Below are 25,130 nucleotides of genomic sequence, written 5' to 3'. Positions count from 1 at the left end.
GGCCGCCCGATTGGGCGGCCGCTTTGTTGCGTGGTTGGAAGCTTTCAATAGGGGGACGAATGGGCGGGGAGGCTAATAGGCGAGGGCGGGGTCGAGCTTTTCCGCCCACAGCTCGCCGAGCGCGGCGAGGTCGGCGCGGAACTCCTCGGGCGTCTGGGTCTCCTTCTGGGTGAGCTCGTCGAGCACCTCGAACACGAAGGCGTCCCTGCCGCACGCCTTCCAGTCGGCGGAGAGCTTGTGCCAGTTGCAGCAGTCGGTCATTTGGGAAAACTCGAACTTGCCCTTCGAGCCGGAGAGGTTCGTTTCGGCGGCCAGCAGGTAGCGGCCGTTCCGGGTGTTGCGGATGACGTAGACGCCGCCCGAAAGGGGACGGCTCTTGTAGGCGTTCAGCAGCTCCTTTTTATGCGCGTCCATCAGTATCCCATCTCCTTTAAGAGCCGCGCGAGGACGGAAAACCGTTCGCCGAGGCGTTCCCCCTCGTCGGAGAGGGCCTGGCTGAAGAGCTTGATGTCCTCCCCGATCATCGGGTTTTCGGTGCAGACCGAGACGGTCATCGCGTCCCCCTCGAGCCCCACCCGGTCGATGACCGGGTGCTCCGGGTCGTAGAATTCCGGGTGGCGGTAGCTCTCCTCGCGGAAGAACTGGCAGGCGCGGGCGGTGAGGATGGCCAGGTCGAGCACCCGGTGCAGGGGCAGCTCCTCCGACTGGCGGGACCATTTGCCGCCCGTGTGGCGCCACACCTTGGCGGAGATGTCGAGCTTCCCGCGGTCGTTCCACTGGGCAAGCCCGAGGGAGAGGCCCTTGGCGTCGGTTCCGGGGAAGCGGTGCTCATCGATCGCCTCGTAGTCCTCGACCGCGATGACGGGTTTATGTTTTAACGTTGTCGGGATGTTCATGGGGAATCCTCCATTTACTAAATTAGTCATTTACTAATTTAGATTATAGCAGAGGCGCCCTCGCCTGTCAAGCGGCAGGTTGTGGATTGCAACAGACGGGTGGACGTGGTATAATAGTCTATGTATGAGTGGGCCGGCCCCGCTTGGGAAACCGACAACATCGTTACAAACGAGGTTTTGAAGTGAAGAAAAGTAATCATCCGTTCCAATCCTTTTTGCTGATCGCAATCGGGTGCTGCGCGGCCGTCACGGTGGCCACGCTGTTCTTCAATATCCGGCTGTTTTATATCTGCGCGTTCGTCACGGTGGCGTGCGCGGTGCTGCTCGTGTGGCAGGTCCAGCTTGCGAAGCGGCAGATCAGCCGCTTCCTGGTCACGATGGGGCAGACGCTGACCACCGTGCAGCAGGACGCGCTGACGGGGTTCCCCATCCCGGTGTTCGTGTGCAGCGGGGAGGGGGAGATCGTCTGGTGCAACCGACTCGGGCAGAAGGAGATCCTCGGGGAGGAGAACTGCTACGGCAAGAGCATCTACACCATCCTGACCGGCGTGGACATCACCCGGACCTGTCCCGAGGGCGGCTACGACACCGAATACAAGGGGCGGTTTTACGCCGCCTATGTGGCGCGCGCGGTCAGCGAAGAGGAAGAGCTCTATATGGTGTACTTCTTCGAGAACACCGAGCTCAAGCGCTACGCGCGCGAATACTTTGAGACCCGCCCGTCGGTCATGCTGATCCTGGTGGACAACTACGAGGAGCTCCAGCAGAACATGAAGGACAACGAGCGCGCGCGGGTGATGGGCCAGATCGAATACGCGGTGAGCAAGTTCGTCAACGACAGCGGCGGGCTGCTGCTCAAGACCGAGCGCGACCGGTTCACCGCGGTGATGGAGGAGCGAAGCCTGCGCGGCGTCATTTCGGCGCGGTTCACCCTGCTCGAGCAGGTGCGCGCGATCGAGACGGAGACCAAGATGGTCCCGACTCTGTCGGTCGGCGTCGGCCGCGACGCGGCCACCCTGGAGGAGAGCGAACGGTTCGCGCGCCAGGCGCTCGATATGGCGCTCGGGCGCGGCGGAGACCAGGCCGCGGTGCGGAGCGCGTCGGGCTACGAATTCTTCGGCGGCGTCTCGAGCGGCATGGAGAAGCGCACCAAGGTCAAGACGCGCATCGTCGCGACCGCGCTCGCCGAGCTGATCTCCGGCAGCGACAACGTGCTCGTCATGGGCCACCGCGCCGCCGACCTCGACTGCTTCGGCGCGTCGGTGGGCATCATGAAAGCCGCCCGCCTCATGGGCAAGGAGGCCTACGTCGTCATCCGCAGGAACACCAACCTTGTGACGCTCGAATATGAGCGGCTGCTCCAGAACGGGTTCGAGGGGATGTTCCTCGAGCCGGAGGACGCGCTGCCCAGGATCACCCGCAAGACGCTGCTCGTCATCTGTGACACCCACGTCAAGCACATCCTCGAGTCGGAGGCGGTCTTCGACGCCTGTAAGAACGTCGTCGTCGTCGACCACCACCGCAAGATGGTCGGCCACATCGATAAAGCCGTCATCTTCTACCACGAGCCCTACGCGTCGAGCGCGTCGGAGATGGTCACCGAGCTGGTGCAGTATTTCGGCGACAAGCTGCGGCTCGGCCGCCCCGAGGCCGAAGCGCTGCTGGCGGGCATCATGCTCGACACCAAGAACTTCATCATCAAGACGGGGGTGCGCACCTTCGAGGCCGCGGCCTACCTGCGCAAGATCGGCGCGGATACGGTCGAGGTGCGGCGGATGTTCGCCCTGTCGATGGAGAGCTACCAGCGCCGCGCCAAGCTGGTCGCCAACGCGGAGGTCTACCGCGGCTGCGCGATCGCCGTGTCGCCCGACCGTGAAGCGCCCGACATCCAGGTGACGGCGGCGCAGGCCGCGGACGAGCTGCTCGGCATCATCGGCGTGCAGGCGTCCTTCCTCGTCTTTGAGATGAACGGCGGCGTGTCGATCTCGGCGCGCAGCATGGGGCAGCTCAACGTCCAGATCATCATGGAAAAGCTGGGCGGCGGCGGGCACCTCACGATGGCGGGGGCGCAGCTTTCCGGTATGCCGCTCGACGAGGCGTACCGCAGGCTGGTCGCGGCGATCGACCAGTACTTTGAGGAAAACAGCAGAAATTAGTCCCGGAAGGCGCACGCGCCAGACGGAGATCGCATTTGGCAGGCCCCCGGAAGGGGACCGGAAGGGAGACGGAACAATGAAAGTGATTCTGACACAGGACGTCAAGGGAAGCGGCAAGAAGGGGGAGCTCGTCAAGGTTTCCGACGGGTACGCCCGCAATTTCCTGCTGCCCAAGGGGCTGGCGATCGAGGCGAGCGCCCAGGCGCTCGGCGAGATGAAGGCGCGGCAGGCGTCGGTCGAGCACAAGGCCGCGGTGGAAAAGCAGGCAGCTCAGGAGATGGCCGGGAAGATCGGCGGCAAGACGGTGAAGATCGCGGCCAAGGCGGGCGCGAACGGCAAGCTGTTCGGCTCGGTCACGAGCAAGGAGATCTCCGAGGAGCTCTCCCGCCAGTTCGGCGCGCAGATCGACAAGCGCAAGATCGTCATGGACTCCGACATCAAGGCGTTCGGCAGCTACACCGTGCAGGTGAAGCTGCACCCGGGCATCGTGGCGGACGTCTACGTGGTTGTCGGCGAAGCGGAATAACCGGATGCTGTGAGGGAAGGAGGGGCTGCGTTGGCGGAATTTAATCTGGACACGGGGGAATACGGCCGGCAGATGCCCTACAGCCTCGAGGCGGAGCAGAGCGTGCTCGGCGCGGTGCTGATCGATCCCTCCTGCTTCGCGCTGGTGATGGAGAACCTGCGGTCGGCGGCGTTCTACCGCCCCCAGCACCAGCAGATCTTCGACGTGATGACCAACATGTTCAATATGAACCGGACGATGGACTTCATCACGATCCTTGACGCGGTCAAGGGGGAGCAGATCTTCGAGACTGACGAGGACGCCAAAATCTACCTGACCAATCTCGCGCAGGTGGTGCCCTCGTCGGCGAACGTCGAGGCGTATTGCAGGATCGTGCGCGAAAAATATTACGTGCGCCGGCTGATCACCGCCTCGCGGGAGATCATCGACATGGCGCAGGAGTCCCAGGCGGAGTCCGACGTGCTGCTCGACTCGGCCGAGCAGAGCATCTTCGACATCCGCCAGGGGCGCAACACGAGCTCCTTCAAGCATATCCGCACGGCGATCACCGAGACCTACGAGCTGCTCCAGCACCTCTCGGGCGAGGACCGGGACAAGTATAAGGGCATCTCGACCGGCTATCCGGCGCTCGACCGGGTGATCACCGGGCTCAACAAGACCGACCTCATCCTTATCGCGGCCCGCCCCGGTATGGGCAAGACCTCCCTCGCGCTCAACATCGCGGAGAACGTCGCCACCAAGGGGGGGCGCACGGTCGCCGTTTTCTCGCTCGAGATGAGCAGCGAGCAGCTCGCGCAGCGCCTGCTTTCGTCGCAGGCATCGGTCGAGGGGCAGCTGCTGCGCACGGGCGAGCTCACGGGCGACGACTGGGTGCGCATCGCGATGGCGTCGCAGGTGCTCTCCAAGGCGGACGTCTACCTCGACGACACGCCGGGCATCACGGTGGGGGAGATGAAGGCGAAGCTGCGCCGGCTCAAAAAGGTCGACCTCGTCATCATCGACTACCTCCAGCTGATGTCCACCGGGCGGCGCAGCGAAAACCGCGTGCAGGAGGTCTCGGAGATCACCCGAAACCTCAAGATCATGGCCAAGGAGCTAAACGTCCCGGTCATCACCCTTTCCCAGCTCTCCCGCGGACCGGAGAGCCGCACCACCCACAAGCCGATGCTCTCCGACCTGCGCGAATCGGGCTCGATCGAGCAGGACGCCGACATCGTCCTGCTGCTCTACCGCGAGGACTACTACGCGCGCGAGGAGGCGGAGGAGCGCAACATCGCCGAGTGCGACGTGGCCAAGAACCGCCATGGCGAGGTGGGGGTCGTCAAGCTCGGCTGGGACAACCGTTACACGAGATTTACGAATTTGGAGCTGGGGCGCGATGAACCGTAAGGCGAGGGCGACAATTGAAGAGTTTTCCATGCTCCGGCAGGGTGACACGGTCACGGCGGCGGTTTCGGGCGGCGCCGACTCGGTCGCCCTGCTTGATTTTTTGTGCTCGCTCACCGACCTTCGCCTGACGGTGCGCGCCTGCCACCTCAACCACTGCCTGCGCGGGGAGGAGAGCGACCGGGACGAACAGCTCGTGCGCACGATGTGCGAACAGTATGGAATCCCGCTCGACCTGCGCCGGGTCGAGGTCAAGGCGCTCGCGCGGGAGCGGGGCGTGTCGATCGAGGTCGCGGCGAGGGAGGCGCGCTACGCCTTCTTCGACGAGCTCGCGGAAAAATACCGCTGCAGGATCGCGACGGCGCACACCCTCTCGGACGCCGCCGAGACGGTGCTTTTGAATCTCGCGCGCGGCACCGGAATCGCCGGGCTCTGCGGCATCCCGCCGGTGCGCGGGGCGGTCGTGCGGCCGCTCATCGGCTGCACCCGGCGGGAGACGGAGGACTACTGCGCGGCCCACGGTCTCTGCTACGTCACCGACAGCACCAACCTGACCGACCGCTACACCCGCAACCACATCCGCCACAACGTCCTGCCGCAGCTTTTCCGGGTGAATCCCGAGGCGCTCGCGGCCGTCGGGCGGATGACCGACTCTCTGCGGCGGGACGCCGACTGCCTCGCACGGCTCGCGGGGGAGGCGGGGGAGAAGCTCCGCCGGGAGGGCGGCTACGACGCGGCGGGGCTCGCGGCGCTGCATCCGGCGCTCCGCTCCCGCATCATCGCCTCGCTGCTCGAGGCGGGCGGCGTCGAACGCTCGGCCGAGCGGATCGGCGCGGTCGCCGGGATGCTGGTGAACAGCCGCAGGCACACGATGCAGGTCGGGCCGCGCCTCTACGTCACCGTGCGGGGAGGGGTGCTGCGGCTGGAACGTCGCGGGGAGCGCCCCGCGCCGATCGCGCCGCGGCAGCTCGAGAAGGCGCGGCTTGACGGCGCGCGGATTCCGCTGGACGATGGAAAAGCAATAGAATTTTCGGTCATAAACTGTGCAGATTATGAAATTTTTGAGAACATTCCGGATAAGGGATTAAAAAACGCGGCCGACTATGATAAAATAAATGTTGATATTTTTTTACGTTCACGGCAGGCGGGCGACCGGATGAAGCCCGCCGGGCGCGGATGTACGAAAACGCTCAAAAAGCTCTTTTCCGAGCTTGGGCTCGATGGACGCGAGCGGCTGTGCGTGCTGGCCGACAGCGAGGGGGTCTTCTTTGCGGAGGGCGCCGGCGTGGACGAGCGGGTGCGGGTGGGCCGCGGGACGAAAAACATCATGATGATCACCCTCGCGCCGGAGCCCGGGGCGGGGGACAAACGAGCGGAGGATGAATAGGCATGGCGAAAGGGAATATGACGGACGACATCCTGAAGGTACTGATCGAGGAAGATGCGATCGCGGAAAAGGTAAAGGAACTCGGCGCGAAAATCTCCGCGGATTACGCGGGCAAAAAACTGCTGGTGCTCGGCGTGCTCAAGGGATCGTTCGTCTTTATGGCCGATCTCATCCGCGCGATCACCGTCCCCTGCGAGATCGAATTCATGGCTGTTTCGAGCTACCGCTCCGGCGTAAAATCCTCGGGAGTGGTTAAGATAATCAAGGATATCGACATCAACCCCCAGGACTACAACATCCTCATCGTCGAGGACATCCTCGACAGCGGCCTGACCCTCAAATACCTCAAGGAGCTGCTCATGCAGCGGCACGCGTCGGACATCCGCATTGCGACGCTGCTGGATAAGCCCGCCCGCCGCGCCGCGGACATCCAGGCGGACTACACCTGCTTCGAGGTGCCCGACGAGTTCGTGGTCGGCTACGGGCTCGACTTTGCGGAGAAATACCGCAACCTCCCCTATGTGGGCGTGCTCAAGCCGGAGGTCTACGAAAAGTAGTCCCGCGCCGCCGTGCGGCGCGCTTTGGGCGCGCAATGATTTGACAGGAGTGAATCTGATTTGAACAAAAAGTCAAGAGGCATCGGCATCTGGCTTTCGACCTTTCTGCTGCTGATGCTCATGGCCGTGCTGATGTTCTCGTCGATGCGGCAGACCCCCGTCACCGAGAAGTATTCCGACGTGCTCGGGTATTTCCAGCGGCAGGAGGTCAAGGAATACACCCTCGACCTGGGCACCGGCGAACTGAAGATGACCTTCCAGGACGACACGACCAAGGACTACAAGGTCCCCAACGTCGTGCTCTTCCTCGACGATATCAGTTCCGACAAGCCGGACGGCACCAAGAGCTTCGTCCGGCAGTACAACGAGGCGCACCCCGACGCCCCGATGGTCTACGACCACTTCCCGATCAAGCAGACCCCCTGGTGGGTGAGCCTGCTGCCGACCCTCGTGCTCGTGGGCCTGCTCGTCTTCTTCTACTACATGATGATGAAGCAGGCGCGCGGCGGCGGCACGGGCGGCGTGATGAGCTTCGGCAAGGCGAAGCCCCGCGCCCCCGAGGAGGGCCCGAAGGTGACCTTCCAGGACGTCGCGGGCGCGGACGAGGAGAAGGAGGAGCTCGTCGAGATCGTCGAGTTCCTCAAGAACCCCTCCAAATTCAACTCCCTCGGCGCGCGCATCCCCAAGGGCGTGCTGCTTATGGGCCCTCCCGGAACCGGTAAGACGCTGCTTGCCAAGGCGGTCGCCGGAGAGGCGGGCGTGCCCTTCTTCTCGATCTCCGGCTCCGACTTCGTCGAGATGTTCGTCGGCGTCGGCGCGTCGCGTGTGCGCGACCTCTTTGAGCAGGCCAAAAAGAACGCCCCGTCCATCGTCTTCATCGACGAGATCGATGCGGTCGGCCGCCACCGCGGCGCGGGACTCGGCGGCGGGCACGATGAGCGCGAGCAGACCCTCAACCAGCTGCTCGTCGAGATGGACGGCTTCGGCACCAACACGGGCGTCATCATCATCGCGGCGACCAACCGCCGCGACATCCTCGACCCGGCGCTGCTGCGTCCCGGCCGCTTCGACCGCCAGATCGCGGTCGGCTATCCCGACATCAAGGGGCGCGAGGCGATCTTGCGCGTCCACACCAAGAATAAACCGATCGCGCCCGACGTGAACCTGCATACGATCGCCGCGTCGACCGTCGGCTTCACCGGCGCGGACCTCGAAAACCTCGCGAACGAGGCGGCGCTGCTCGCCGCCAAAAAGAACCTCCGGGCGATCACAATGACCGAGATCGAGGAGGCGACCATCAAGGTGATCGCCGGCCCCGAGAAGAAGAGCCGGGTGGTCACCGAGAAGGACAAAAAGCTCACCGCCTACCACGAGGCGGGGCACGCGGTCTGCACCTACTATCTGCCCACGCAGGACCCGGTGCACCAGATATCGATCATCCCGCGCGGCATGGCGGGCGGCTACACCCTTTCGCTGCCGGGCGAGGACAAATCCTACATGACCAAGCGGGAGATGAACGAGGAGATCGTCACCCTGCTCGGCGGGCGCGTGGCGGAGAAGCTCGTGCTCGAGGACATCTCGACTGGCGCCTCCAACGACATCGAGCGCGCCACCAAGGTCGCGCGCAACATGATCATGCGTTACGGCTTCTCGGAGAAGCTGGGGCCCATCGTCTACGGGCACGACGAAAACGAGATCTTCCTCGGCCGCGACTTCTCGAGCACTCCGAGCTACTCGGAAAACGTCGCCGCCGAGATCGACGCGGAGATCCGCGAGATCATCGACACCGCCTTCGAGCGCGCGGTCGAAATCCTCACCGAGCACATGGATCAGCTGCACCAGGTGGCGCAGTACCTCTTCGAGCACGAGAAGATGGAGGAGGACCAGTTCGCCGCGATGATGGAGGGCAGGCCGGTCCCGGAGACCTCCGGGTCCTCCTTCTACCACGCCGCGCCCGGCCGGCAGCCTGAGCCGCCCAAGGACACCGCCCCCAAAGAGGAACCCGCCCCGGGAGGGCAGGCTCCCCCCGCGGAGCACCCGGACAATTCGCCGTTCGGGGAGGAATGGAATCACTTTTAGCGGGAGGTAAGGAAGATGCTCTTCGACAAGATCATCACGCTGTCGCTCAACCCCGTGGCGGACATCACCCTCTATGTGGACGGGTTCATCATGGGCAGCGAGAACAACGTCACCAGCGAACTGTACGATTCGGCGGGCAAGGCGGTCGACGTTTCGCGCGTGCTGCAAAGCTATGAGCTCGCGAACACCGCGCTCATCGTGGCCGGACAGGAGAACAGCAAGCGCTATTTCGAGCGCCTCAACGACGAGCATGTCCGGACGCGGGTCATCCTCGCGCCCGGGCGGATGCGCGAAAACATCAGCATCGTCACCCCGGACGGCACCTTCACCCGGCTGATCCGCAAGAGCCCCAAGATCCGCCAGCGCACGATCGACGAGCTGGAGACGGCGCTGTCGGAGGAGATCCGCCCGGCGACGCTGGTCGTGGTGGCGGGCGCGATGCCCGAAGGGGTCACCGACGACATCTTCTGCGAAATCTGCATGTTCATCAAGGATTGCGGCGGTACGGTCGCGCTGGACACCCGCTCCGCCACGCTGGAAAACGTCGCCAAGATCCAGCCGTGGGTGATCAAGCCCAACTTCGAGGAGTTGTGCATGCTCGTCGGCCGCCCGCTCGAATCGCTCGAGCAGATCAAGGCCGCCGTCAAGCAGCTTGCCGATCTCGGCGTGCGCCACGTGCTCGCGAGCATGGGCGCGGAGGGGATGGTCTACGGGGACGGCAAGGTTACATACAAGGCCGACGTCCCCGAGCTTTCGGAGATCAAATCCACCATCGGCGCAGGCGACGCGGCCCTCGCGGGCTTCATCATCGCCCACGATTACAAGTACGACCCCAAGCGCTCGCTGCAGTTCGCGGCGGCCTTCGGGACGGCCTCCTGCCTCGTGGAGGGCACAAACCCGCCCCGGCGCATCTCGGTCGCGATGGTCAATAACCAGGTATCCGTATACGAAATCTGAAAAAGAGGGCCGGAGGAATCCGGCCCTTTTCAAAGGGGAGGACAAGCAAGTGAGCAAGCTGTTGGTTGTGGTCGACTACCAGAACGATTTTGTAAACGGGAGCCTTGGGTTCCCGGGCGCGGAGGCGCTCGAGGAGCCGATCTGCCGCAAGATTGAGGAGTACAAGGCCCGCGGGGACGACGTGGCGTTCACCTTCGACACCCACGGGGAGGACTACCTGGAGACGCAGGAGGGCAAAAACCTGCCCGTCACCCACTGTGTGCGGGGGATGCCGGGCTGGGAGCTCTACGGGAGGGTGGCCGATTACTGCGACGCGCTGACCCCCTGCTTCCACAAGCCCGCCTTCGGATCGATGGCGCTGGCCTACTACGCCAAGACGCAGGGCTATGAGGAGGTTGAGCTGTGCGGGCTGGTGTCCAACATCTGCGTGATCTCCAACGCGGTGCTCGTTAAGGCCGCGCTGCCCGAGGCGCGGGTGTCGGTCGACGCGCGGTGCACCGCCTGCGCCGACCCGGCGATGAACGATAAGGCGCTCGACGTGATGGAGGGCCTCCAGGTCGCCGTTACCAACCGGTAATCCAGGATAAAAGGGGCGGGCAGCCAGGGGCTGCCCGCCCCTTTGCTTCATTTGAAAGAAAAACGGGTTGATTTCGTTATCGCGTTGTGCTAAGATGGAACAACAAATGAGGTGACGGCAGTGAAACAGCGGGAATACCGGATTTTGGAGCTTTTGACCGAGCGCAAGCGGATCGAAGTGGCCGCGCTGGCGCGGGAGATCGGCGTTTCGCAGGTGACGGTCCGCAAGGACCTCGACGCGCTGGAGGAGAAGGGGGTCATCCACCGGGAGCACGGCTGGGCCGTGCTTTGCAGTCCGGACGACCTCAACGGGCGCATCGCCTACCACTATGAGGCGAAACGCCGCATCGCGGCGCGCGCGGCGGAGCTGGTGCGGGACGGCGAGACGGTCATGATCGAGAGCGGAAGCTGCTGCGCGCTGCTGGCGGACACACTGGCGGGCGCGGGCCGGGATGTGACGATCATCACCAACAGCGCGTTCATCGCCGGGTACGTGCGGGGGAAGCCGGGCGCGAAGGTGATCTTGCTGGGCGGCGTCTACCAGAACGACGCCCAAGTGATGGTGGGGCCGCTAGTGCGGCAGTGCGCGGAAAACTTCTGCGTCGACCGGCTGTTTATCGGCACTGACGGCTACGCGAGCCGCAGCGGCTTCACCAACAGCGACCACCTGCGGGCGCAGGCGGTGCGGGATATGGCCGCACAGGCGGAGGAGGTGGTCGTGCTGATGGAGAGCAGCAAGTTCGGGCGCCACGGCGTGGTGCCGCTCCAGCTCGCGGAGAAGGCGCGGACGGTGATCACCGACGACGGCATCCCGCCCGAAGCGCGCCATGAACTGGAGGCGCGCGCGGTCACGGTGCACACGGTGCCGGCAAACGAATAAGAAAACGCCCCGGACGGCCGCTGGCCGCCCGGGGCGTTTGCGCGTTAGAAGAAGGCGTCGATCCCGCCGTCGAGGAACCGCCGCCGGTAGTCCTCCAAATCCTCCTCGTGCAGCGCGTCCGCACCGGAATAGGCGTAGGCGCGCCCGAGCAGGGCGTATTTTTTCTCGCCGAACTGGTGGAAGGGGAGCAGCTGCACCCGCGAAAGGCCGGCCTCCCGGAGAAGGCGGCGGAAGCCGTCCGCGTCCGCGGGCGCGTCGTTATAGCCGGGGATGACCGGAATCCGGGGGAGCACCTCCCTTCCGGAGACGGCGGCCCGCCGCAGGTTGTCGAGGATCGCGCGGTTGGAGACGCCCGTCCCCGCGACGTGCCGCGCCTCGTCCCAGTGCTTCACGTCGAAGAGCAGCAGGTCCGCGAGCGCCGCCGCCCGGTCGAAGTCGGCGGCGGGCGCGTACCCGGTCGTCTCGATTGCGGTGTGGACCTTCCGTTCCCGCAGCGCCCCGAGCAGCGCGGCGCAGAAATCGGGGTGCATAAGCGGTTCGCCGCCCGAGAGCGTCACCCCGCCGCCGCTCTCCTCGTAGAAGGGCTGGTCCTGCATGCAGACGCGCAGCACCTCCTCCGCGGATTTCCACGTCCCCTCACAGGAGAGCGCCCGCGCCGGGCACTGCCGCACGCAGACCCCGCATCCCACGCAGGCCGCGGGGTCGATCCGCACCCCTTCGGCGCCGAGCGCGGCCGCCCCCCGCGGACAGGCGCGCGCGCATCCACCGCAGCGCAGGCATTGCCCGCCGTCCCACAGAATCTGCATGTCGGGGCTTTGGCTTTCCGGGTTGGCGCACCACGCGCAGCGCAGCGGGCAGCCCTTTAAGAACACGACGGTGCGGATGCCCGGCCCGTCGTGCAGGCTGAACTTCTGGAGATTGTAAATCAGGCACTTCTCGCCCATGGGAACGCCTCCCTCATTTGTCTGGCTCCATTGTAGCACGGGGAAGCCCAAAAGTAAACGAAAACTTACGAATGAAATGTTATAAGATTTTGTACAGAAATATAATTGACATTCCGTGGGGAGATTGCTACAATGAAATTGCAAACGAATGAGTAGATACTTACGAACGAATGCACTTGACAGCAGGGAGGAGCGGCCGCATGGAACAGTATGTGATCGGCGTTGACGTGGGCGGGACCAAGACGGCTTACGGCGTGTTTGACGGCGCGGGACAGATCGTGGCGCGCCGCCGCTGCCGATCGGACGATTCTCTTTCCCCCGAGGCGTTTTTCGACGGTGTCGCCGCCAACGTGCGGGAGCTGATGGAGGAGGCGGGGATCGCCCCGGGAAACCTGCGCGGCGTGGGCATCGGGATGCCCTCCTTCATCCTCTTCGAGGAGGGGCGGATCGTCAAGACCACCAACCTGACGAAGATCCGCGACTTTCCGGCGCGCGCCTACCTGATGGAGAAGCTCGGCGGCGCGCGGGTGCTGCTCGACAACGACTCCCACACCGGCGCGCTGGCGGAATTCCGCCACGGCGCGGGGCGCGGCTTCCAGAACATCGTCTACTGCCCGGTGAGCACCGGCATCTCGTCGGGCATCGTCATCGACGGCAGGCTCTTCCGGGGCCGGTACGGCTGGTCGGGGGAGAGCGGGCACATGATCGTCACGCCCGGCGAGGGGATCGAGTGCGGCTGCGGCAACCGCGGCTGCCTCATGAGCTGGTGCTCCGGCTCGATGATCGTCCGGCACATCCGAAGCTGGATCGCGGCGGGCGAACCGACCGTCATGGCCGAGCTGGCGGGCGGGGCGGAAAAGATCACGGCGGTGCACCTCCGGCAGGCGTGCGGGCTGGGGGACGCGATGGCGCTGCGCGCGCTCGGGCAGATGGCGAAGTTTTTGGGCATCTGGCTCTATAACCTCTATGTGACCCTCAACATCAACTGCTTCATCTTCGGCGGCGGGCTGACCGGCTTTGGGGAACTGCTCTTCGGCCGCGTGCGCGAGGTGTTCGACGGCTATAACCACAACGATATGCCCGTCTACTTCAAGTTGGCGGAGCTTGAACACGATTTCGGCGTCATCGGCGCGGCCGAGCTGTTCTATTGAAAGGAGAACCCGATATGAGTTATTTTGGAGAGCTTACCCCGCGCATGGCGGCCTTCCGCGAGGAGCTGCTGAACGCGAAGCCGCAGGTCTGCGTCGAGCGCGCGGTGATCACCACCCGCGTCTACCGCGAGCGGCAGGACCAGCCGCTCGCCCTCAAGCGCGCGATCATGCTGCGCGAAGTGCTTGCGGGCATGTCGATCTTCATCGAGCCGCAGACGCTGATTGCCGGGAACCAGGCGTCGAGCAACCGCAGCGCGCCGATCTTCCCCGAGTACGCGATGTCGTGGGTGATCGACGAGCTCGACGAGTTCGAGCGCCGGGACGGCGACGTCTTTTACATCACGGAGGAGAATAAGCGGAAGCTGCGGGAGATCGCGCCCTTCTGGGAGCACAACACGGTGCTCGACAGGGGCCTCGCGGCCTTCCCGCCCCACTCGAGGCTCTACTATGACCTCGGCATCATCAAGTCGGAGGGCAACATCACCTCGGGCGACGCGCACTGCGCGGTCAATTACAGCGGCATGCTGCGGGCGGGCCTCGGGGACTATAAGCGCCGCGCGGAGGAAAAGCTCGCCGCGCTCGACCTGACCGATTACCGCAATATCCACAAGAGCTATTTCTACCGCGCGGTCGTCATCGTGGTGGACGCGGTGCGCGCCTTCGCCAGGCGGTACGCCGACCTCGCCTTCCGGACGGCGCGGCAGGAGGCGGACGAAGCCCGCCGGGCGGAGCTCCTGGAGATGAGCCGGATCCTCAGCAAGGTGCCCTACGGGCCGGCGGAGAGCTTCCGGGAGGCCGTGCAGGCCCTCTGGCTCACCCATCTCGTGCTCCAGATCGAATCGAACGGCCACAGCCTCTCCTACGGGCGGATGGACCAGTACCTCGACCCCTACTACGAGGCGGACCTCGCCGCCGGAAGGATCACCGCGGCGCAGGCGGATGAGCTGCTCTGCAACCTCTGGCTCAAGAGCTACACGATCAACAAGATCCGCTCGTGGAGCCACACCCAGTTCAGCGCGGGCAGCCCCCTCTACCAAAACGTGACGATCGCGGGCCAGACCCCCGACGGGCGGGACGCGACCAACCCGATGAGCCGGCTGATCCTCCGGAGCGTGGCGCAGTGCCACCTGACCCAGCCCAACCTGACCGTGCGCTACCACAGGGGGCTTTCCGACGAATTCATGCGCGAATGCGTCGAGGTGGTGCGCTGCGGGTTCGGAATGCCCGCCTTCAACGACGACGAGGTGATCATCCCCTCCTTCATCGCCAAGGGAGTGAAGCCGGAGGACGCCTACAACTATTCGGCGATCGGCTGCGTCGAGACGGCGGTCCCCGGGAAGTGGGGCTACCGCTGCACCGGCATGAGCTTTTTAAACTTCCCCAAGGCGCTGCTCATCGCGATGAACGACGGCGTCGATCCCGCGTCGGGCACCAGACTCTGCGAGGGGACGGGGCATTTCCGCGATATGGAGAGCTTCGACGAAGTGAAAGCCTGCTGGGACAAGGTCATCCGCGAGATGTGCCGCCAGTGCACGATCATCGACGCGACCTGCGACATGGTGCTCGAGGAGAACACCGCCGACATCCTCTGCAGCGCGCTCACCGACGACTGCATCGAGCACGGCCTCAACATGAAGGAGGGCGGCGCGGTCTACGACTTCATCAGCGACCTGCAGGTGGGCATCGCCAACCTGGCCGACAGCCTCGCCGCCGTCAAAAAGGTCGTCTTCGAGGACGGAGCGGTCACCCCGGCGCGCCTGTGGGAGGCGCTGGAACAGAACTTCGAGGGACCGGAAAACGAGCGCATCCGGGCGCTTCTACAGGCCGCGCCCAAGTACGGCAACGACGACGACTATGTTGACAACCTCGTTGTGGACGCCTACAATGTCTACATCGACGAGATGAAGAAATACCACAACACCCGGTACGGGCGCGGCCCGATCGGCGGGATTTACTACGCGGGCACCAGCTCGATCTCGGCCAACGTCCCGCAGGGCGCGGGCACGCTGGCGACCCCCGACGGCCGCAGGGCGGGCGAACCGCTGGCCGAGGGGTGCTCCCCGAGCCACGCGGCCGACAGAAACGGCCCGACGGCGGTCTTCAAGAGCGTCTCCAAGCTGCCCACCGAGGAGATCACGGGCGGCGTGCTCCTGAACCAGAAGGTCACCCCGCAGATGCTCCAAAAGGAGGAGAACCGCGAGAAACTGGTCCTGCTGCTGCGCACCTTCTTCAACCGGCTTCACGGCTACCACGTGCAGTTCAACGTCGTCTCGCGCGACACCCTGCTCGACGCGCAGGCCCACCCCGAAAACCACCGCGACCTCATCGTGCGGGTGGCCGGGTACAGCGCCTTCTTCAACGTCCTCTCGCGCAGGACGCAGGACGACATCATCGAGCGCACCGAGCAGGCCCTGTAACGCCGATCCATTGACCGAAAGGGAGTTTTCAATATGTATGAACTGATGCTTGACACCGCGAATCTGGAAGATTTGAAAGAGGGACTGGACAGCTGGCCGGTCGTCGGCGTGACCTCCAACCCCACGATCCTGAAGGAGGAGGGCGGGATCGACGTCTACGCCCGCCTGCGAGAGATCAAGGCGCTCTGCGGAAAAAAGCGCAGCCTGCACGTGCAGGTCGTCTCCACCGCCACCGACGCGATCCTGGAGGAGGCGCGCCACATCCTCGATCAGCTGGGTAAGGACACCTTCATCAAGGTCCCGGTCAGCGCCGCGGGCCTGCCCGCCATCAAAAAGCTCTCCGCCGGAGGGGTGAACGTCACCGCCACGGCGATCTATTCGACGATGCAGGGGATGCTCGCCGTGCTGGCGGGCGCGAAGTACATCGCGGTCTATTTTAACCGCATGGAGAATAACTGCACCGATCCCACGCGGGTCATTGCGGAAATCCGCTCGTTCATCGACGGCAGCGGCAGCGACGCGAAGATCCTGGCCGCCAGCTTCAAGAACGCCGCGCAGGTCGTCTCCGCCTACGCGAGCGGCGCGCAGGGCGCCACCGTGGGCGCCGACATCATCCGCCTGGGGCTGGGCATGACCAGCATCGACAGCGCGGTGGACGGCTTCCGGAAGGATTTTGAGGCGATCCACGGCGCGGGCAAGACGATGTCGACGATCTGAACCGCACGATCAAAAAAGCCCGGCTGCCAGAGGCAGCCGGGCTTTTTTCCGCCGCGGTCGATTTTTCCAGCCCCGGCGAAGGCGTTTTGGGCGGTGCGGCGGGGAAAAGCAAAACGTCCGCCGGGAAAGGCGGACGCTCTGTGGGGAAACGGTTTATTTGATTGTGCTTTTAGTATACCATAAATTTACAATTCCGTATATAGTCATATTCGTGGAAAATCGGGAGAAAAAATCAAATATATTGTGATATCCAGAAAAATGGAAATTAAAAAAGGGCAAAAAAAGTACCGCCCAAGCGATTGCCCGGACAGCACCCCTGGTGGACGGTAAGGAACTCGAATCCCTGACCCCCTGCACGTCAAGCAGGTGCTCTACCAGCTGAGCTAACCGTCCATATCGTCGTCTCTATCAACGACTTTGTTATTATAATATAATTCTCGGTAAAATGCAAGCGAAAAATTCAAAATTGGCGCAAAAATTTGTAAACCGTGGAAATCGACAAGGAGTGTGGGGGGAATCCGGGGGATTTATTGTGCAGTTCTGTCAAAAATTGCCCCCTTCGCACTGTCAAAACCAACTGAAAAGCACTTGTTCGCCGGTGCGTGGATGTGATATAATAAATTGATTTGGCATGTACAGGAGGGCGTCATGGTAATTCTGGGAATCGACCCCGGCTACGCCACGGTCGGCTTCGGGGTGGTCGATTATGCCTATGGGAAATTCACGCCCATCCGCTTCGGCGCGATCACCACGCCGGCGGGGATGGCGTTTCCGGCGCGCCTGGAAATCATCTACGGCGACCTCTGCCAGGTGCTCGACAAGACCCCGCCCGCGGCGATGTCGGTCGAGCAGCTCTTCTTTACCAACAACAAGACCACCGGCATCGACGTGGCGCAGGCGCGCGGGGTGATCCTGCTCGCGGCGCAGCAGCGCGGCGTGCCGGTATACGAGTATACGCCGATGCAGGTCAAGCAGTCGGTGGTCGGCTACGGGCTGGCCGAAAAGCAGCAGGTGATGGAGATGACCCGCCGGCTGCTCGGGCTGGAAAAGGTCCCGCGGCCGGACGACACCGCCGACGCGCTGGCGCTGGCCATCTGCCACGCGCACTGCGCGGGCTCGCTGCTTGCAAAATACCGATAGGAGGCGCGGGGATGTATTACTGCGTGACCGGAAAGCTGATCCATGTGGAGCCCTATCTCGCGGTGGTGAGCTGCGGCGGGGTGGGCTACAAGTGCATGACGACGATGACGACCCTCTCCTGCCTGCCGCCGGCGGGCGGGGAGGTCACCCTCTATACCCACCTGAACGTAAGGGAGGACGCGCTCGACCTCTACGGGTTCTATACCCAGGCGGAGCGGACCGCCTTCCAGATGCTGATCGGCGTGTCCGGCGTGGGGCCCAAGTCGGCGCTGGCCGTCCTTTCGGACATGACGCCCGACCAGCTCTCGCTGGCGGTCGCGTCGGGCGACGCGAAGAGCCTGCGCAACGCGCCGGGCATCGGTCCGAAGGTCGCCCAGCGGATCATCCTCGAGCTCAAGGACAAGCTCGGGACGGACGGGCTCGCCGAGGGGATGCAGGAGGTCGCCGCGCAGCTCCGCAGCGAGACGACCAATATGAGCGAGGCGGTCAGCGCGCTGTGCGTGCTCGGCTACAGCCAGTCGGAGGCGGCGCGCGCGCTGGCGGGCATGGCCGCCGACACGCCGGTGGACGAGTTGATCAAGCACGGGCTCAAGGCGCTTTCGGGCGGCAGATAACGGGAGGGGGCATCGGGGATGTTCGACAACGAGATGGACTTTGAAAACCGCATCGCCGCGCCGGAGTATACCCCGGCGGACGGCGAGATCGAGCTCTCCCTGCGCCCCCGGACGCTTGGGGAGTACATCGGGCAGGAGAAGGTCAAGGAGAACATGCGGGTCTTCATCCAGGCGGCGAAGGGCCGCGGGGAACCGCTCGACCACGTGCTGCTCTACGGCCCTCCGGGACTGGGCAAGACCACCCTCTCGGGGATCATCGCCAACGAGATGAACGTCAATATTCGCGTCACCAGCGGCCCGGCGATCGAAAAACCGGGCGATTTGGCCGCGTTACTCACCAATCTCGCGCCAAATGATATACTGTTTATAGATGAGATCCATCGGCTGTCCCGCGCGGTGGAAGAGGTGCTCTACCCCGCGATGGAGGACTACGCGCTGGATATCATCATCGGAAAGGGCCCGTCGGCGCGGTCGATCCGCATCGACCTGCCGCACTTCACGCTGATCGGGGCGACGACGCGCGCGGGGCAGCTCACCTCGCCGCTGCGCGACCGGTTCGGCGTGATCCAGCGGCTGGAGCTGTACACCGCCGACGAGCTCTGCACGATCGTGCGGCGCAGCGCGGGGATCCTCGGGGTCGAATGCGACCCCGAAGGGGCGTTTGAGCTGGCGCGCCGCAGCCGCGGCACCCCGCGCGTCGCCAACCGGCTTTTGAAGCGGGTGCGCGATTTCGCCCAGGTGATGGGGGACGGCAGGATCACCAAGGAGATCGCCGCCATCGCGCTCGACCGGCTGGAGATCGACCACCTCGGGCTCGAGACGACCGACCGCCGGATGCTCGAGACGATCATCAGGAACTATGCGGGCGGCCCGGTGGGACTGGACACGCTGGCCGCAGCGGTCGGCGAGGAGGCCATCACGCTCGAGGACGTCTACGAGCCCTACCTCATGCAGCTCGGCTTTCTGGCGCGCACCCCGCGCGGGCGGTGCGCCACTGCGCTGGCATACGGCCATCTCGGGCTCAAAATGCCGGGGGAGGACGCCCCCGGACAGCTCACGCTCGGCTGAGCGGACCGATTACATACGATAGGAGAAAGACCGAATGGGCAGAATTTTTGGAACCGACGGGGTGCGCGGCGTCGCCAACGGCGACCTGACGCCCGAGCTCGCCATGAACCTCGGCCGCGCGGCCGGCATGGTGGTGGAGGAGGCGACCGGACGCCGCCCGACCTTCCTGGTCGGCAAGGATACGCGGATCTCCTCCGACATGCTTGAATCCGCCATGGCGGCGGGGCTGTGCAGCGCGGGGGCGGACGTGGTGCTGCTCGGCGTGGTGCCCACCCCGGCGGTCGCCTTCCTGGTGACCAGGTACGGCGCGGACGCGGGGGTGATGCTCTCGGCGAGCCACAACCCCTATGAATATAACGGCATCAAAATTTTTTCCTCCCGGGGCTACAAGCTGCTTGACGCGCAGGAGGAGGAGATCGAGCGGATCGTGCTCGACCACGAGAAGCCCTATTCGATCAAGGCCCCGGCGGAGATCGGCACGGTGCGCCGCGCGGACAGCGCGGTGGACGACTATGTGGAGTACCTCAAAACCACCGTGGAGTGCGACCTCTCGGGGCTGCGCGTCGCGCTCGACTGCGCCAACGGCAGCGCGAGCGTCACGGCGAAAAAGCTCTTCGAGGGGCTGGGCGCGGACTGCGACATCCTCCACGCCGAGCCGGACGGAAAAAACATCAACGACGGCTGCGGCAGCACCCATATCGGGGAGCTCTGCGCGCGGGTGCGCGCGGGCGGCTTCGACGCGGGGCTCGCCTTCGACGGAGACGCCGACCGCTGCCTCGCGGTGGACGAGAACGGCGGGCTGGTCGACGGCGACCGGCTGATCGCCCTCTTCGCATACCATCTCAAGGAGCAGGGCAAACTGAAAAACAACACCCTTGTGGCCACCGTGATGAGCAACCTCGGCCTCTTTAAGTTCGCCGAAAAGCACGGCATCGCGACCAAGGCCACCAAGGTCGGGGACCGCTACGTGCTCGAAACGATGCTCGCCGAGGACTTCTGCATCGGCGGGGAGCAGTCGGGGCACATCATCTTCCGCGACTTCATGCCCACGGGGGACGGGCAGCTTTCGGGCATCCAGCTGTTGAGCCTCCTGAAGCTCTTCCGCAAGCCTCTCTCCGAGGCGGCGGGGCTCATGAAGACCTATCCGCAGACCCTCTTAAACATCCGCGCGACGCCGGAAATGAAGGCGTCGCTCTCGCAGGACGCGCGGGTGCAGGCGGAGATCGAGCGGCAGAACGGCCGCCTCGGCGGCGACGGGCGGGTGCTCGTGCGCGCGTCGGGGACCGAGCCGCTCATCCGCATCATGGTCGAGGGGCAGGACATCGGAGAGATCGAGGCGATCGCGCGGGAGATCGCGGACGTGATAAAGGGGTAATGACATGCGCGCAGCAACCGGATGGAAGGACTTTGAACTGCTCGACGCGGCGGACGGCGAAAAGCTGGAGCGGTGGGGGGATGTGATCCTCGCCCGCCCCGACCCGCAGGTGATCTGGAAGACGCCGAAGGGTCCGGAGTGGGGCCGCGCCAACGCGCGCTACAACCGCTCGTCGAGCGGCGGCGGCAGCTGGCAGGTGAAACGCCTGCCGCGCGCCGAGTGGGAGATCGGCTACGGACCGCTCCGGTTCTGTATCCGGCCGACCGGCTTCAAGCATACGGGGCTCTTCCCCGAGCAGGCGGTCAACTGGGACCTGATGGACGGCCTTGTCAAAAATGCCGGCCGGGAGCTGAGCGTCCTCAACCTCTTCGCCTACACGGGCGGCGCGACGCTCGCCTGCGCGGCGGCGGGCGCGAAGGTCTGCCACGTCGACGCCTCCAAGGGGATGGTGCAGTGGGCGCGGGACAACGCCGTGCGCTCCGGCCTTTCGGACAGGCCCGTCCGCTGGATCGTCGACGACTGCAAGAAGTTCGTCGAGCGGGAGATCCGCCGCGGCGTCCGGTACGACGGCATCGTCATGGACCCGCCGAGCTACGGGCGCGGCCCGGGCGGCGAGGTGTGGAAGCTGGAGGACAGCGTCTTCGACCTCGTGAGCCTCTGCGCGGGGGCGCTTTCGGACGCGCCGGAATTTTTCCTGCTCAATTCCTATACGACGGGGCTCTCCCCGTCGGTGATGGCGTACATCCTGTCGGTGACGGTGGGGGAACGGTTCGGCGGGCGGGTGTCCGCCGACGAGATCGGCCTGCCGGTCACGCGGACGGGGCTGGTGCTCCCCTGCGGGAGCACCGCCGTCTGGACGCGCGAACCGTGACCGCCGTCCGGACGCGCGGATAACGCATCGCGGGCGCGGCCCGCAGAAACAGACAAGCTCACACGGCCGGTATCCCCCCGGGGAACCGGACCATCTAAGAGGAGACAGCCAAATGGAAGACATCATTTCCGCGGAGCGGGTGGTCTTTGGCTACCCGAAAGAGGACAACCAACTGAATATCGTCCTGCGGGGCGTGAGCCTTACCATCCCGGAGGGGCAGTTTGTGGCGGTGCTCGGCCATAACGGCTCGGGCAAATCCACGCTGGCCAAGCATTTTAACGCGATCCTCGTCCCGAACGAGGGAAAGATGACCGTCTGCGGCATCGACACGACGGACGAGGACAAGCTCTACGACATCCGCCAGCAGGTGGGCATGGTGTTCCAGAACCCGGACAACCAGATCGTCGCGACGATCGTCGAGGAGGACGTGGCGTTCGGGCCGGAGAACATGGGGGTCGACCCGGCGGAAATCCGCCGCCGGGTGGACGAGTCGCTTTCCGACGTGGGGATGACCGAGTACAGGACCCACGCGCCGCACCAGCTTTCGGGCGGGCAGAAGCAGCGGATCGCCATCGCGGGCATCATCGCGATGCGCCCGCGCTGCATCGTGCTCGACGAGCCGACCGCGATGCTCGACCCCAAGGGCCGCCGCGAGGTTTTGAGCGTGATCAAGCGCCTCAACCGCGAAAACGGCATCACCGTCGTGCTGATCACCCACTACATGGAGGAGGCGGCGCAGGCGGAGCGGGTCGTCGTGATGAACGACGGCGAGATCCTCTTCGACGCGCCGCCGCGGGAGGTCTTCTCCCACGTACAGGAGCTGAAAGAGGTCGGGCTCGATGTGCCGCAGGCCACCGAGCTCTGCTGGCAGCTGCGGCAGGCGGGAGTCGATCTGCCGGGCGACATCCTCACCGAGGCGGAGGCCGTCGCGGCCATCTCGGACGCGCTGCGCAAAAAGGGGGTGGGCGCCAGATGATCGCGATCAAAACGGAGGAGCTCACCTACACCTATTCGGCTGGCACCCCCTTCCAAAAGACGGCCATCGACCATGTGAACCTCGAGATCGAGCAGGGGGAGTTCGTCGGCGTCATCGGGCACACCGGCTCGGGAAAGTCGACCCTCATCCAGCACTTCAACGGGCTTTTGAAGCCCACCTCGGGCCGGGTGCTCATCAACGGGACCGACCTGTGGTCCAAGGAGACCAACCTGCGGGAATACCGCTTCAAGGTGGGGCTGGTGTTCCAGTACCCCGAATACCAGCTCTTTGAGGAGACGGTCTACAAGGACATCGCGTTCGGACCGGTCAACATGGGGCTCTCGCCCGCGCAGGTGGACGAGCGGGTGCGCGAGGCCGCCAACTTCGTCGGCCTGCGCGACTACCATTTGCAGAAATCGCCCTTCGAGCTTTCGGGCGGGCAGAAGCGCCGGGTGGCGATCGCGGGGGTGCTCGCGATGAACCCGGACATCCTCGTGCTCGACGAGCCGACCGCGGGGCTTGACCCCAAGGGACGCGACAGCATCCTCGGACAGATCAAGCGCTACCACCGGGAGCGGGGCAACACGGTGCTGCTCGTCTCCCACAGCATGGAGGACATCGCGCGCTACGCGCGCAAGGTGCTCGTGCTCAACCGCTCGGGCGTCGCGATGTACGACGACGTGGCGAAGGTCTTCTCCCGCGCGGAGGAGATCACGAAGATGGGCCTTTCGGTGCCGCAGGTGACCCGCATCTTCATGGGTCTGCGGGAGGAGGGCTTCCCGGTGAGCGAGAGCGTCTACACGATGGACTACGCGCGCGAGGAGCTGCTTTCGCTGCTCGGAAAGGGGGCGGGGAACCATGCTTAAGGATATCACGATCGGCCAGTATTTCCCCGGGACCTCCCCCATCCACAAGCTCGACCCGCGCATGAAGATCGTGCTCACGGTGGCGTACATCATCCTGCTCTTTACCGCGCAGAACGCGGTGGGGCTCGCGGTCGGGGTGCTCTTTCTCGTGCTCGTCTACGGGATCTCCAAAATCCCGCCGGTGATGATCCTGCGGAGCTTAAAGCCCGTGGTGCCGATCATCGTCTTCACCTCGGTCCTCAACATGTTCTTCATCGACGGCAGGGTGCTTTTCCAGTGGTGGATTTTAAAGCTCACAGCGGAGGGGGTCAAGACCGCGATATTCATGAGCGTGCGCATCGTCTGCCTGATCGCGGGCACCAGCCTGCTGACCTACACGACCTCGCCCATCGCGCTCACCGACGGCATCGAGCGGCTCTGCAACCCGCTCAAGCGCTTCAAGCTGCCGGTGCACGAGCTCGCGATGATGATGACGATCGCGCTGCGCTTCATCCCGACCCTCATCGAGGAGACCGACAAGATCATGTCGGCCCAGAAGGCGCGCGGCGCCGACCTCGAGAGCGGCGGGCTCATGCAGCGGGCGCGCGCGCTCATCCCGATCCTGATCCCGCTCTTCGTGTCGGCGTTCCGCCGCGCGGACGAGCTGGCGCTTGCGATGGAGTGCCGCTGCTACCGCGGCGGAGAGGGCCGGACCCGCATGAAGCAGCTCAAAATCCACCCACGCGACGTGTGGAGCGCCGTCTTCGTGGGGGCCTGTCTGGTCTTCATCGTCCTTTCCAATCTTTACGGGGCCCGGGTTTTGGAGCAGCTGAGCCTGCTGCTTCGTTCTGTCTAGCGGGGAGGTGACGGGGTTGCGCCATCTGCTTTTGACCCTGCGCTACCGCGGCACGAATTACCACGGCTTCCAGGTGCAGCAAAACGCGCTTTCCGTGGCACAGGTGGTACAGGACGCGGTGGAGGCGGTGTTCGGCGCGCGGCTCGACGTGAAGGGCTGCTCCCGCACCGACGCGGGGGTGCACGCCAACCGCTTCGCGCTCGCCCTGCGCACCGAGAGCGGCATCCCCTGCGACGCGGTGGTGCGCGCGATGAACGTGCGCCTGCCGGAGGATATCGCCGTGACCGGCTGCCGCGAGGTGCCGGAGGAGTTCCATCCGCGCTACTCCTGCACCGGCAAGCGGTATCTCTACAAGATCTACAATTCCCCGGTGCGCGACCCGTTCCTGAGCGGTCTCGCGCTCCACTGGAAATACCCGCTCGACGAAAATGCGATGGACGCGGCGGCGCGGCAGTTTATCGGGACGCACGACTTCGCGGCGTTTTGCAGCGCGGGCGGCTCGGTGGAGGACACGGTGCGCACCATCACCGCCGCGTCGGTCGCGCGTGAGGGGGCGCTCGTCACCTTCTCGGTCACGGGCAGCGGCTTTCTCTACAACATGGTCCGCATCATGACGGGCACGCTGCTGGAGGTTTCGCGCGGAGCGCTCGCCCCCTCCGACATCCCCCGCATCCTCGCGGGCCGCGACCGCGCCGCGGCCGGTCCGACCGCCCCGCCGCACGGGCTCTACCTCGACGCGGTATTCTACTGATTTCA

The 25,130-nt window shown here is 64.7% G+C and carries 24 protein-coding genes and 1 tRNA gene; 21 read left to right on the top strand and 4 right to left on the bottom strand.

Annotated elements, in window-relative coordinates:
* Positions 1-72: 72 nt before the first annotated feature.
* Entirely contained in the window at positions 73-414 is a 342-nt protein-coding gene (locus tag NE609_RS04830) for a GIY-YIG nuclease family protein (RefSeq protein WP_256151915.1), read from the bottom strand.
* Positions 414-896, bottom strand: a complete 483-nt coding sequence (locus tag NE609_RS04825; protein WP_101550226.1) for a DUF6530 family protein — start codon at positions 894-896, stop codon at positions 414-416. Before NE609_RS04825 ends, NE609_RS04830 begins: the two co-directional genes overlap by 1 nt.
* Before the next feature lie 182 nt (positions 897-1,078).
* Here NE609_RS04825 and NE609_RS17755 point away from each other — a divergent pair, with 182 nt between their 5' ends.
* The 9 genes from NE609_RS17755 to NE609_RS04780 all read left to right on the top strand — a co-directional run bounded on the left by NE609_RS17755 (position 1,079) and on the right by NE609_RS04780 (position 11,400).
* Positions 1,079-3,052 carry a DHH family phosphoesterase gene (locus tag NE609_RS17755; RefSeq protein WP_256151914.1) on the top strand — a complete coding sequence of 658 codons (1,974 nt, stop codon included), beginning with the start codon at positions 1,079-1,081 and terminating at the stop codon, positions 3,050-3,052.
* A gap of 76 nt (positions 3,053-3,128) precedes the next feature.
* On the top strand, positions 3,129-3,578 hold the full coding sequence (rplI, locus tag NE609_RS04815; RefSeq protein WP_256151913.1) for a 50S ribosomal protein L9: 450 nt from the start codon (positions 3,129-3,131) through the stop codon (positions 3,576-3,578).
* A 72-nt stretch (positions 3,579-3,650) separates the two neighbouring features.
* Positions 3,651-4,967, top strand: a complete 1,317-nt coding sequence (dnaB, locus tag NE609_RS04810; protein WP_101553199.1) for a replicative DNA helicase — start codon at positions 3,651-3,653, stop codon at positions 4,965-4,967.
* A complete protein-coding gene (gene tilS, locus NE609_RS04805) occupies positions 4,957-6,351 on the top strand; it encodes a tRNA lysidine(34) synthetase TilS (RefSeq protein WP_256151912.1) in 1,395 nt (464 codons plus the stop codon). Before dnaB ends, tilS begins: the two co-directional genes overlap by 11 nt.
* Before the next feature lie 2 nt (positions 6,352-6,353).
* Entirely contained in the window at positions 6,354-6,908 is a 555-nt protein-coding gene (hpt, locus tag NE609_RS04800) for a hypoxanthine phosphoribosyltransferase (RefSeq protein ID WP_242970823.1), read from the top strand.
* 114 nt (positions 6,909-7,022) lie between these two features.
* Positions 7,023-8,987, top strand: coding sequence for an ATP-dependent zinc metalloprotease FtsH (ftsH, locus tag NE609_RS04795; RefSeq protein WP_121586253.1), 1,965 nt, complete (start codon positions 7,023-7,025; stop codon positions 8,985-8,987).
* A 15-nt stretch (positions 8,988-9,002) separates the two neighbouring features.
* A complete protein-coding gene (locus NE609_RS04790; protein ID WP_121586172.1) occupies positions 9,003-9,944 on the top strand; it encodes a 1-phosphofructokinase family hexose kinase in 942 nt (313 codons plus the stop codon).
* Positions 9,945-9,993: 49 nt separating this feature from the next.
* Positions 9,994-10,521, top strand: a complete 528-nt coding sequence (locus NE609_RS04785) for an isochorismatase family cysteine hydrolase (protein ID WP_256151911.1) — start codon at positions 9,994-9,996, stop codon at positions 10,519-10,521.
* A 120-nt stretch (positions 10,522-10,641) separates the two neighbouring features.
* Positions 10,642-11,400 (top strand): DeoR/GlpR family DNA-binding transcription regulator, encoded by a 759-nt coding sequence (locus NE609_RS04780; protein ID WP_256151910.1) that lies wholly within the window; start codon positions 10,642-10,644, stop codon positions 11,398-11,400.
* Between the two features lie 44 nt (positions 11,401-11,444).
* On the opposite strand, the gene NE609_RS04775 is transcribed toward NE609_RS04780, so the two are convergent.
* Positions 11,445-12,344, bottom strand: coding sequence for a glycyl-radical enzyme activating protein (locus NE609_RS04775; protein WP_256151909.1), 900 nt, complete (start codon positions 12,342-12,344; stop codon positions 11,445-11,447).
* Between the two features lie 200 nt (positions 12,345-12,544).
* Here NE609_RS04775 and NE609_RS04770 point away from each other — a divergent pair, with 200 nt between their 5' ends.
* The 3 genes from NE609_RS04770 to NE609_RS04760 are packed head-to-tail and all read left to right on the top strand — an operon-like array spanning position 12,545 to position 16,629.
* Positions 12,545-13,495 (top strand): ROK family protein, encoded by a 951-nt coding sequence (locus NE609_RS04770; protein ID WP_256151908.1) that lies wholly within the window; start codon positions 12,545-12,547, stop codon positions 13,493-13,495.
* A gap of 14 nt (positions 13,496-13,509) precedes the next feature.
* Complete coding sequence (locus tag NE609_RS04765) at positions 13,510-15,912, top strand: glycyl radical protein (RefSeq protein WP_256151907.1); 2,403 nt, start codon at positions 13,510-13,512, stop codon at positions 15,910-15,912.
* A 33-nt stretch (positions 15,913-15,945) separates the two neighbouring features.
* A complete protein-coding gene (locus NE609_RS04760) occupies positions 15,946-16,629 on the top strand; it encodes a fructose-6-phosphate aldolase (RefSeq protein WP_121586177.1) in 684 nt (227 codons plus the stop codon).
* Positions 16,630-16,946: 317 nt separating this feature from the next.
* Here the strand turns inward: NE609_RS04760 and NE609_RS04755 are convergent.
* Positions 16,947-17,022: transfer RNA gene (locus tag NE609_RS04755), tRNA-Val, on the bottom strand.
* A 255-nt stretch (positions 17,023-17,277) separates the two neighbouring features.
* Between NE609_RS04755 and ruvC the strand changes: the two genes are divergently transcribed.
* From ruvC to truA, 9 genes are all read left to right on the top strand, one after another.
* Positions 17,278-17,769 (top strand): crossover junction endodeoxyribonuclease RuvC, encoded by a 492-nt coding sequence (gene ruvC, locus NE609_RS04750; RefSeq protein ID WP_101550249.1) that lies wholly within the window; start codon positions 17,278-17,280, stop codon positions 17,767-17,769.
* An 11-nt stretch (positions 17,770-17,780) separates the two neighbouring features.
* Positions 17,781-18,383, top strand: coding sequence for a Holliday junction branch migration protein RuvA (gene ruvA / locus NE609_RS04745; RefSeq protein WP_101550251.1), 603 nt, complete (start codon positions 17,781-17,783; stop codon positions 18,381-18,383).
* 18 nt (positions 18,384-18,401) lie between these two features.
* Positions 18,402-19,451, top strand: a complete 1,050-nt coding sequence (ruvB, locus tag NE609_RS04740; protein ID WP_101550253.1) for a Holliday junction branch migration DNA helicase RuvB — start codon at positions 18,402-18,404, stop codon at positions 19,449-19,451.
* Positions 19,452-19,485: 34 nt separating this feature from the next.
* On the top strand, positions 19,486-20,826 hold the full coding sequence (glmM, locus tag NE609_RS04735; RefSeq protein ID WP_256151906.1) for a phosphoglucosamine mutase: 1,341 nt from the start codon (positions 19,486-19,488) through the stop codon (positions 20,824-20,826).
* A gap of 4 nt (positions 20,827-20,830) precedes the next feature.
* Complete coding sequence (locus NE609_RS04730; protein WP_256151905.1) at positions 20,831-21,697, top strand: class I SAM-dependent methyltransferase; 867 nt, start codon at positions 20,831-20,833, stop codon at positions 21,695-21,697.
* Positions 21,698-21,809: 112 nt separating this feature from the next.
* Positions 21,810-22,673, top strand: a complete 864-nt coding sequence (locus NE609_RS04725; RefSeq protein ID WP_256151904.1) for an energy-coupling factor transporter ATPase — start codon at positions 21,810-21,812, stop codon at positions 22,671-22,673.
* Positions 22,670-23,539 (top strand): energy-coupling factor transporter ATPase, encoded by an 870-nt coding sequence (locus tag NE609_RS04720; protein ID WP_256151903.1) that lies wholly within the window; start codon positions 22,670-22,672, stop codon positions 23,537-23,539. Before NE609_RS04725 ends, NE609_RS04720 begins: the two co-directional genes overlap by 4 nt.
* On the top strand, positions 23,532-24,374 hold the full coding sequence (locus tag NE609_RS04715; RefSeq protein ID WP_256151902.1) for an energy-coupling factor transporter transmembrane protein EcfT: 843 nt from the start codon (positions 23,532-23,534) through the stop codon (positions 24,372-24,374). The genes NE609_RS04720 and NE609_RS04715 overlap by 8 nt, the downstream gene beginning before the upstream one ends.
* Positions 24,375-24,390: 16 nt before the next feature.
* Entirely contained in the window at positions 24,391-25,125 is a 735-nt protein-coding gene (gene truA, locus NE609_RS04710; protein ID WP_121586184.1) for a tRNA pseudouridine(38-40) synthase TruA, read from the top strand.
* The last annotated feature ends 5 nt before the right edge of the window (positions 25,126-25,130 follow it).

The sequence above is a fragment of the Anaerotruncus sp. DFI.9.16 genome, from assembly GCF_024461615.1.
In the GTDB taxonomy this organism is placed as follows: domain Bacteria; phylum Bacillota; class Clostridia; order Oscillospirales; family Ruminococcaceae; genus Anaerotruncus; species Anaerotruncus massiliensis.
Note: the sequence above shows the minus strand (reverse complement) of the source record. Positions and strands in the feature narration are given on the sequence as shown.

What these genes read in the sequence shown, in the direction of transcription:
- NE609_RS04830 (WP_256151915.1), bottom strand. Translation starts at nt 414, where the DNA reads ATGGACGCGCATAAAAAGGAGCTGCTGAACGCCTACAAGAGCCGTCCC.
- NE609_RS04825 (WP_101550226.1), bottom strand. Translation starts at nt 896, where the DNA reads ATGAACATCCCGACAACGTTAAAACATAAACCCGTCATCGCGGTCGAG.
- rplI (WP_256151913.1), top strand. Translation starts at nt 3,129, where the DNA reads ATGAAAGTGATTCTGACACAGGACGTCAAGGGAAGCGGCAAGAAGGGG.
- dnaB (WP_101553199.1), top strand. Translation starts at nt 3,651, where the DNA reads ATGCCCTACAGCCTCGAGGCGGAGCAGAGCGTGCTCGGCGCGGTGCTG.
- tilS (WP_256151912.1), top strand. Translation starts at nt 4,957, where the DNA reads ATGAACCGTAAGGCGAGGGCGACAATTGAAGAGTTTTCCATGCTCCGG.
- hpt (WP_242970823.1), top strand. Translation starts at nt 6,354, where the DNA reads ATGGCGAAAGGGAATATGACGGACGACATCCTGAAGGTACTGATCGAG.
- ftsH (WP_121586253.1), top strand. Translation starts at nt 7,023, where the DNA reads ATGCTCATGGCCGTGCTGATGTTCTCGTCGATGCGGCAGACCCCCGTC.
- NE609_RS04790 (WP_121586172.1), top strand. Translation starts at nt 9,003, where the DNA reads ATGCTCTTCGACAAGATCATCACGCTGTCGCTCAACCCCGTGGCGGAC.
- NE609_RS04775 (WP_256151909.1), bottom strand. Translation starts at nt 12,344, where the DNA reads ATGGGCGAGAAGTGCCTGATTTACAATCTCCAGAAGTTCAGCCTGCAC.
- NE609_RS04770 (WP_256151908.1), top strand. Translation starts at nt 12,545, where the DNA reads ATGGAACAGTATGTGATCGGCGTTGACGTGGGCGGGACCAAGACGGCT.
- NE609_RS04765 (WP_256151907.1), top strand. Translation starts at nt 13,510, where the DNA reads ATGAGTTATTTTGGAGAGCTTACCCCGCGCATGGCGGCCTTCCGCGAG.
- NE609_RS04760 (WP_121586177.1), top strand. Translation starts at nt 15,946, where the DNA reads ATGTATGAACTGATGCTTGACACCGCGAATCTGGAAGATTTGAAAGAG.
- ruvC (WP_101550249.1), top strand. Translation starts at nt 17,278, where the DNA reads ATGGTAATTCTGGGAATCGACCCCGGCTACGCCACGGTCGGCTTCGGG.
- ruvA (WP_101550251.1), top strand. Translation starts at nt 17,781, where the DNA reads ATGTATTACTGCGTGACCGGAAAGCTGATCCATGTGGAGCCCTATCTC.
- ruvB (WP_101550253.1), top strand. Translation starts at nt 18,402, where the DNA reads ATGTTCGACAACGAGATGGACTTTGAAAACCGCATCGCCGCGCCGGAG.
- glmM (WP_256151906.1), top strand. Translation starts at nt 19,486, where the DNA reads ATGGGCAGAATTTTTGGAACCGACGGGGTGCGCGGCGTCGCCAACGGC.
- NE609_RS04730 (WP_256151905.1), top strand. Translation starts at nt 20,831, where the DNA reads ATGCGCGCAGCAACCGGATGGAAGGACTTTGAACTGCTCGACGCGGCG.
- NE609_RS04725 (WP_256151904.1), top strand. Translation starts at nt 21,810, where the DNA reads ATGGAAGACATCATTTCCGCGGAGCGGGTGGTCTTTGGCTACCCGAAA.
- NE609_RS04720 (WP_256151903.1), top strand. Translation starts at nt 22,670, where the DNA reads ATGATCGCGATCAAAACGGAGGAGCTCACCTACACCTATTCGGCTGGC.
- NE609_RS04715 (WP_256151902.1), top strand. Translation starts at nt 23,532, where the DNA reads ATGCTTAAGGATATCACGATCGGCCAGTATTTCCCCGGGACCTCCCCC.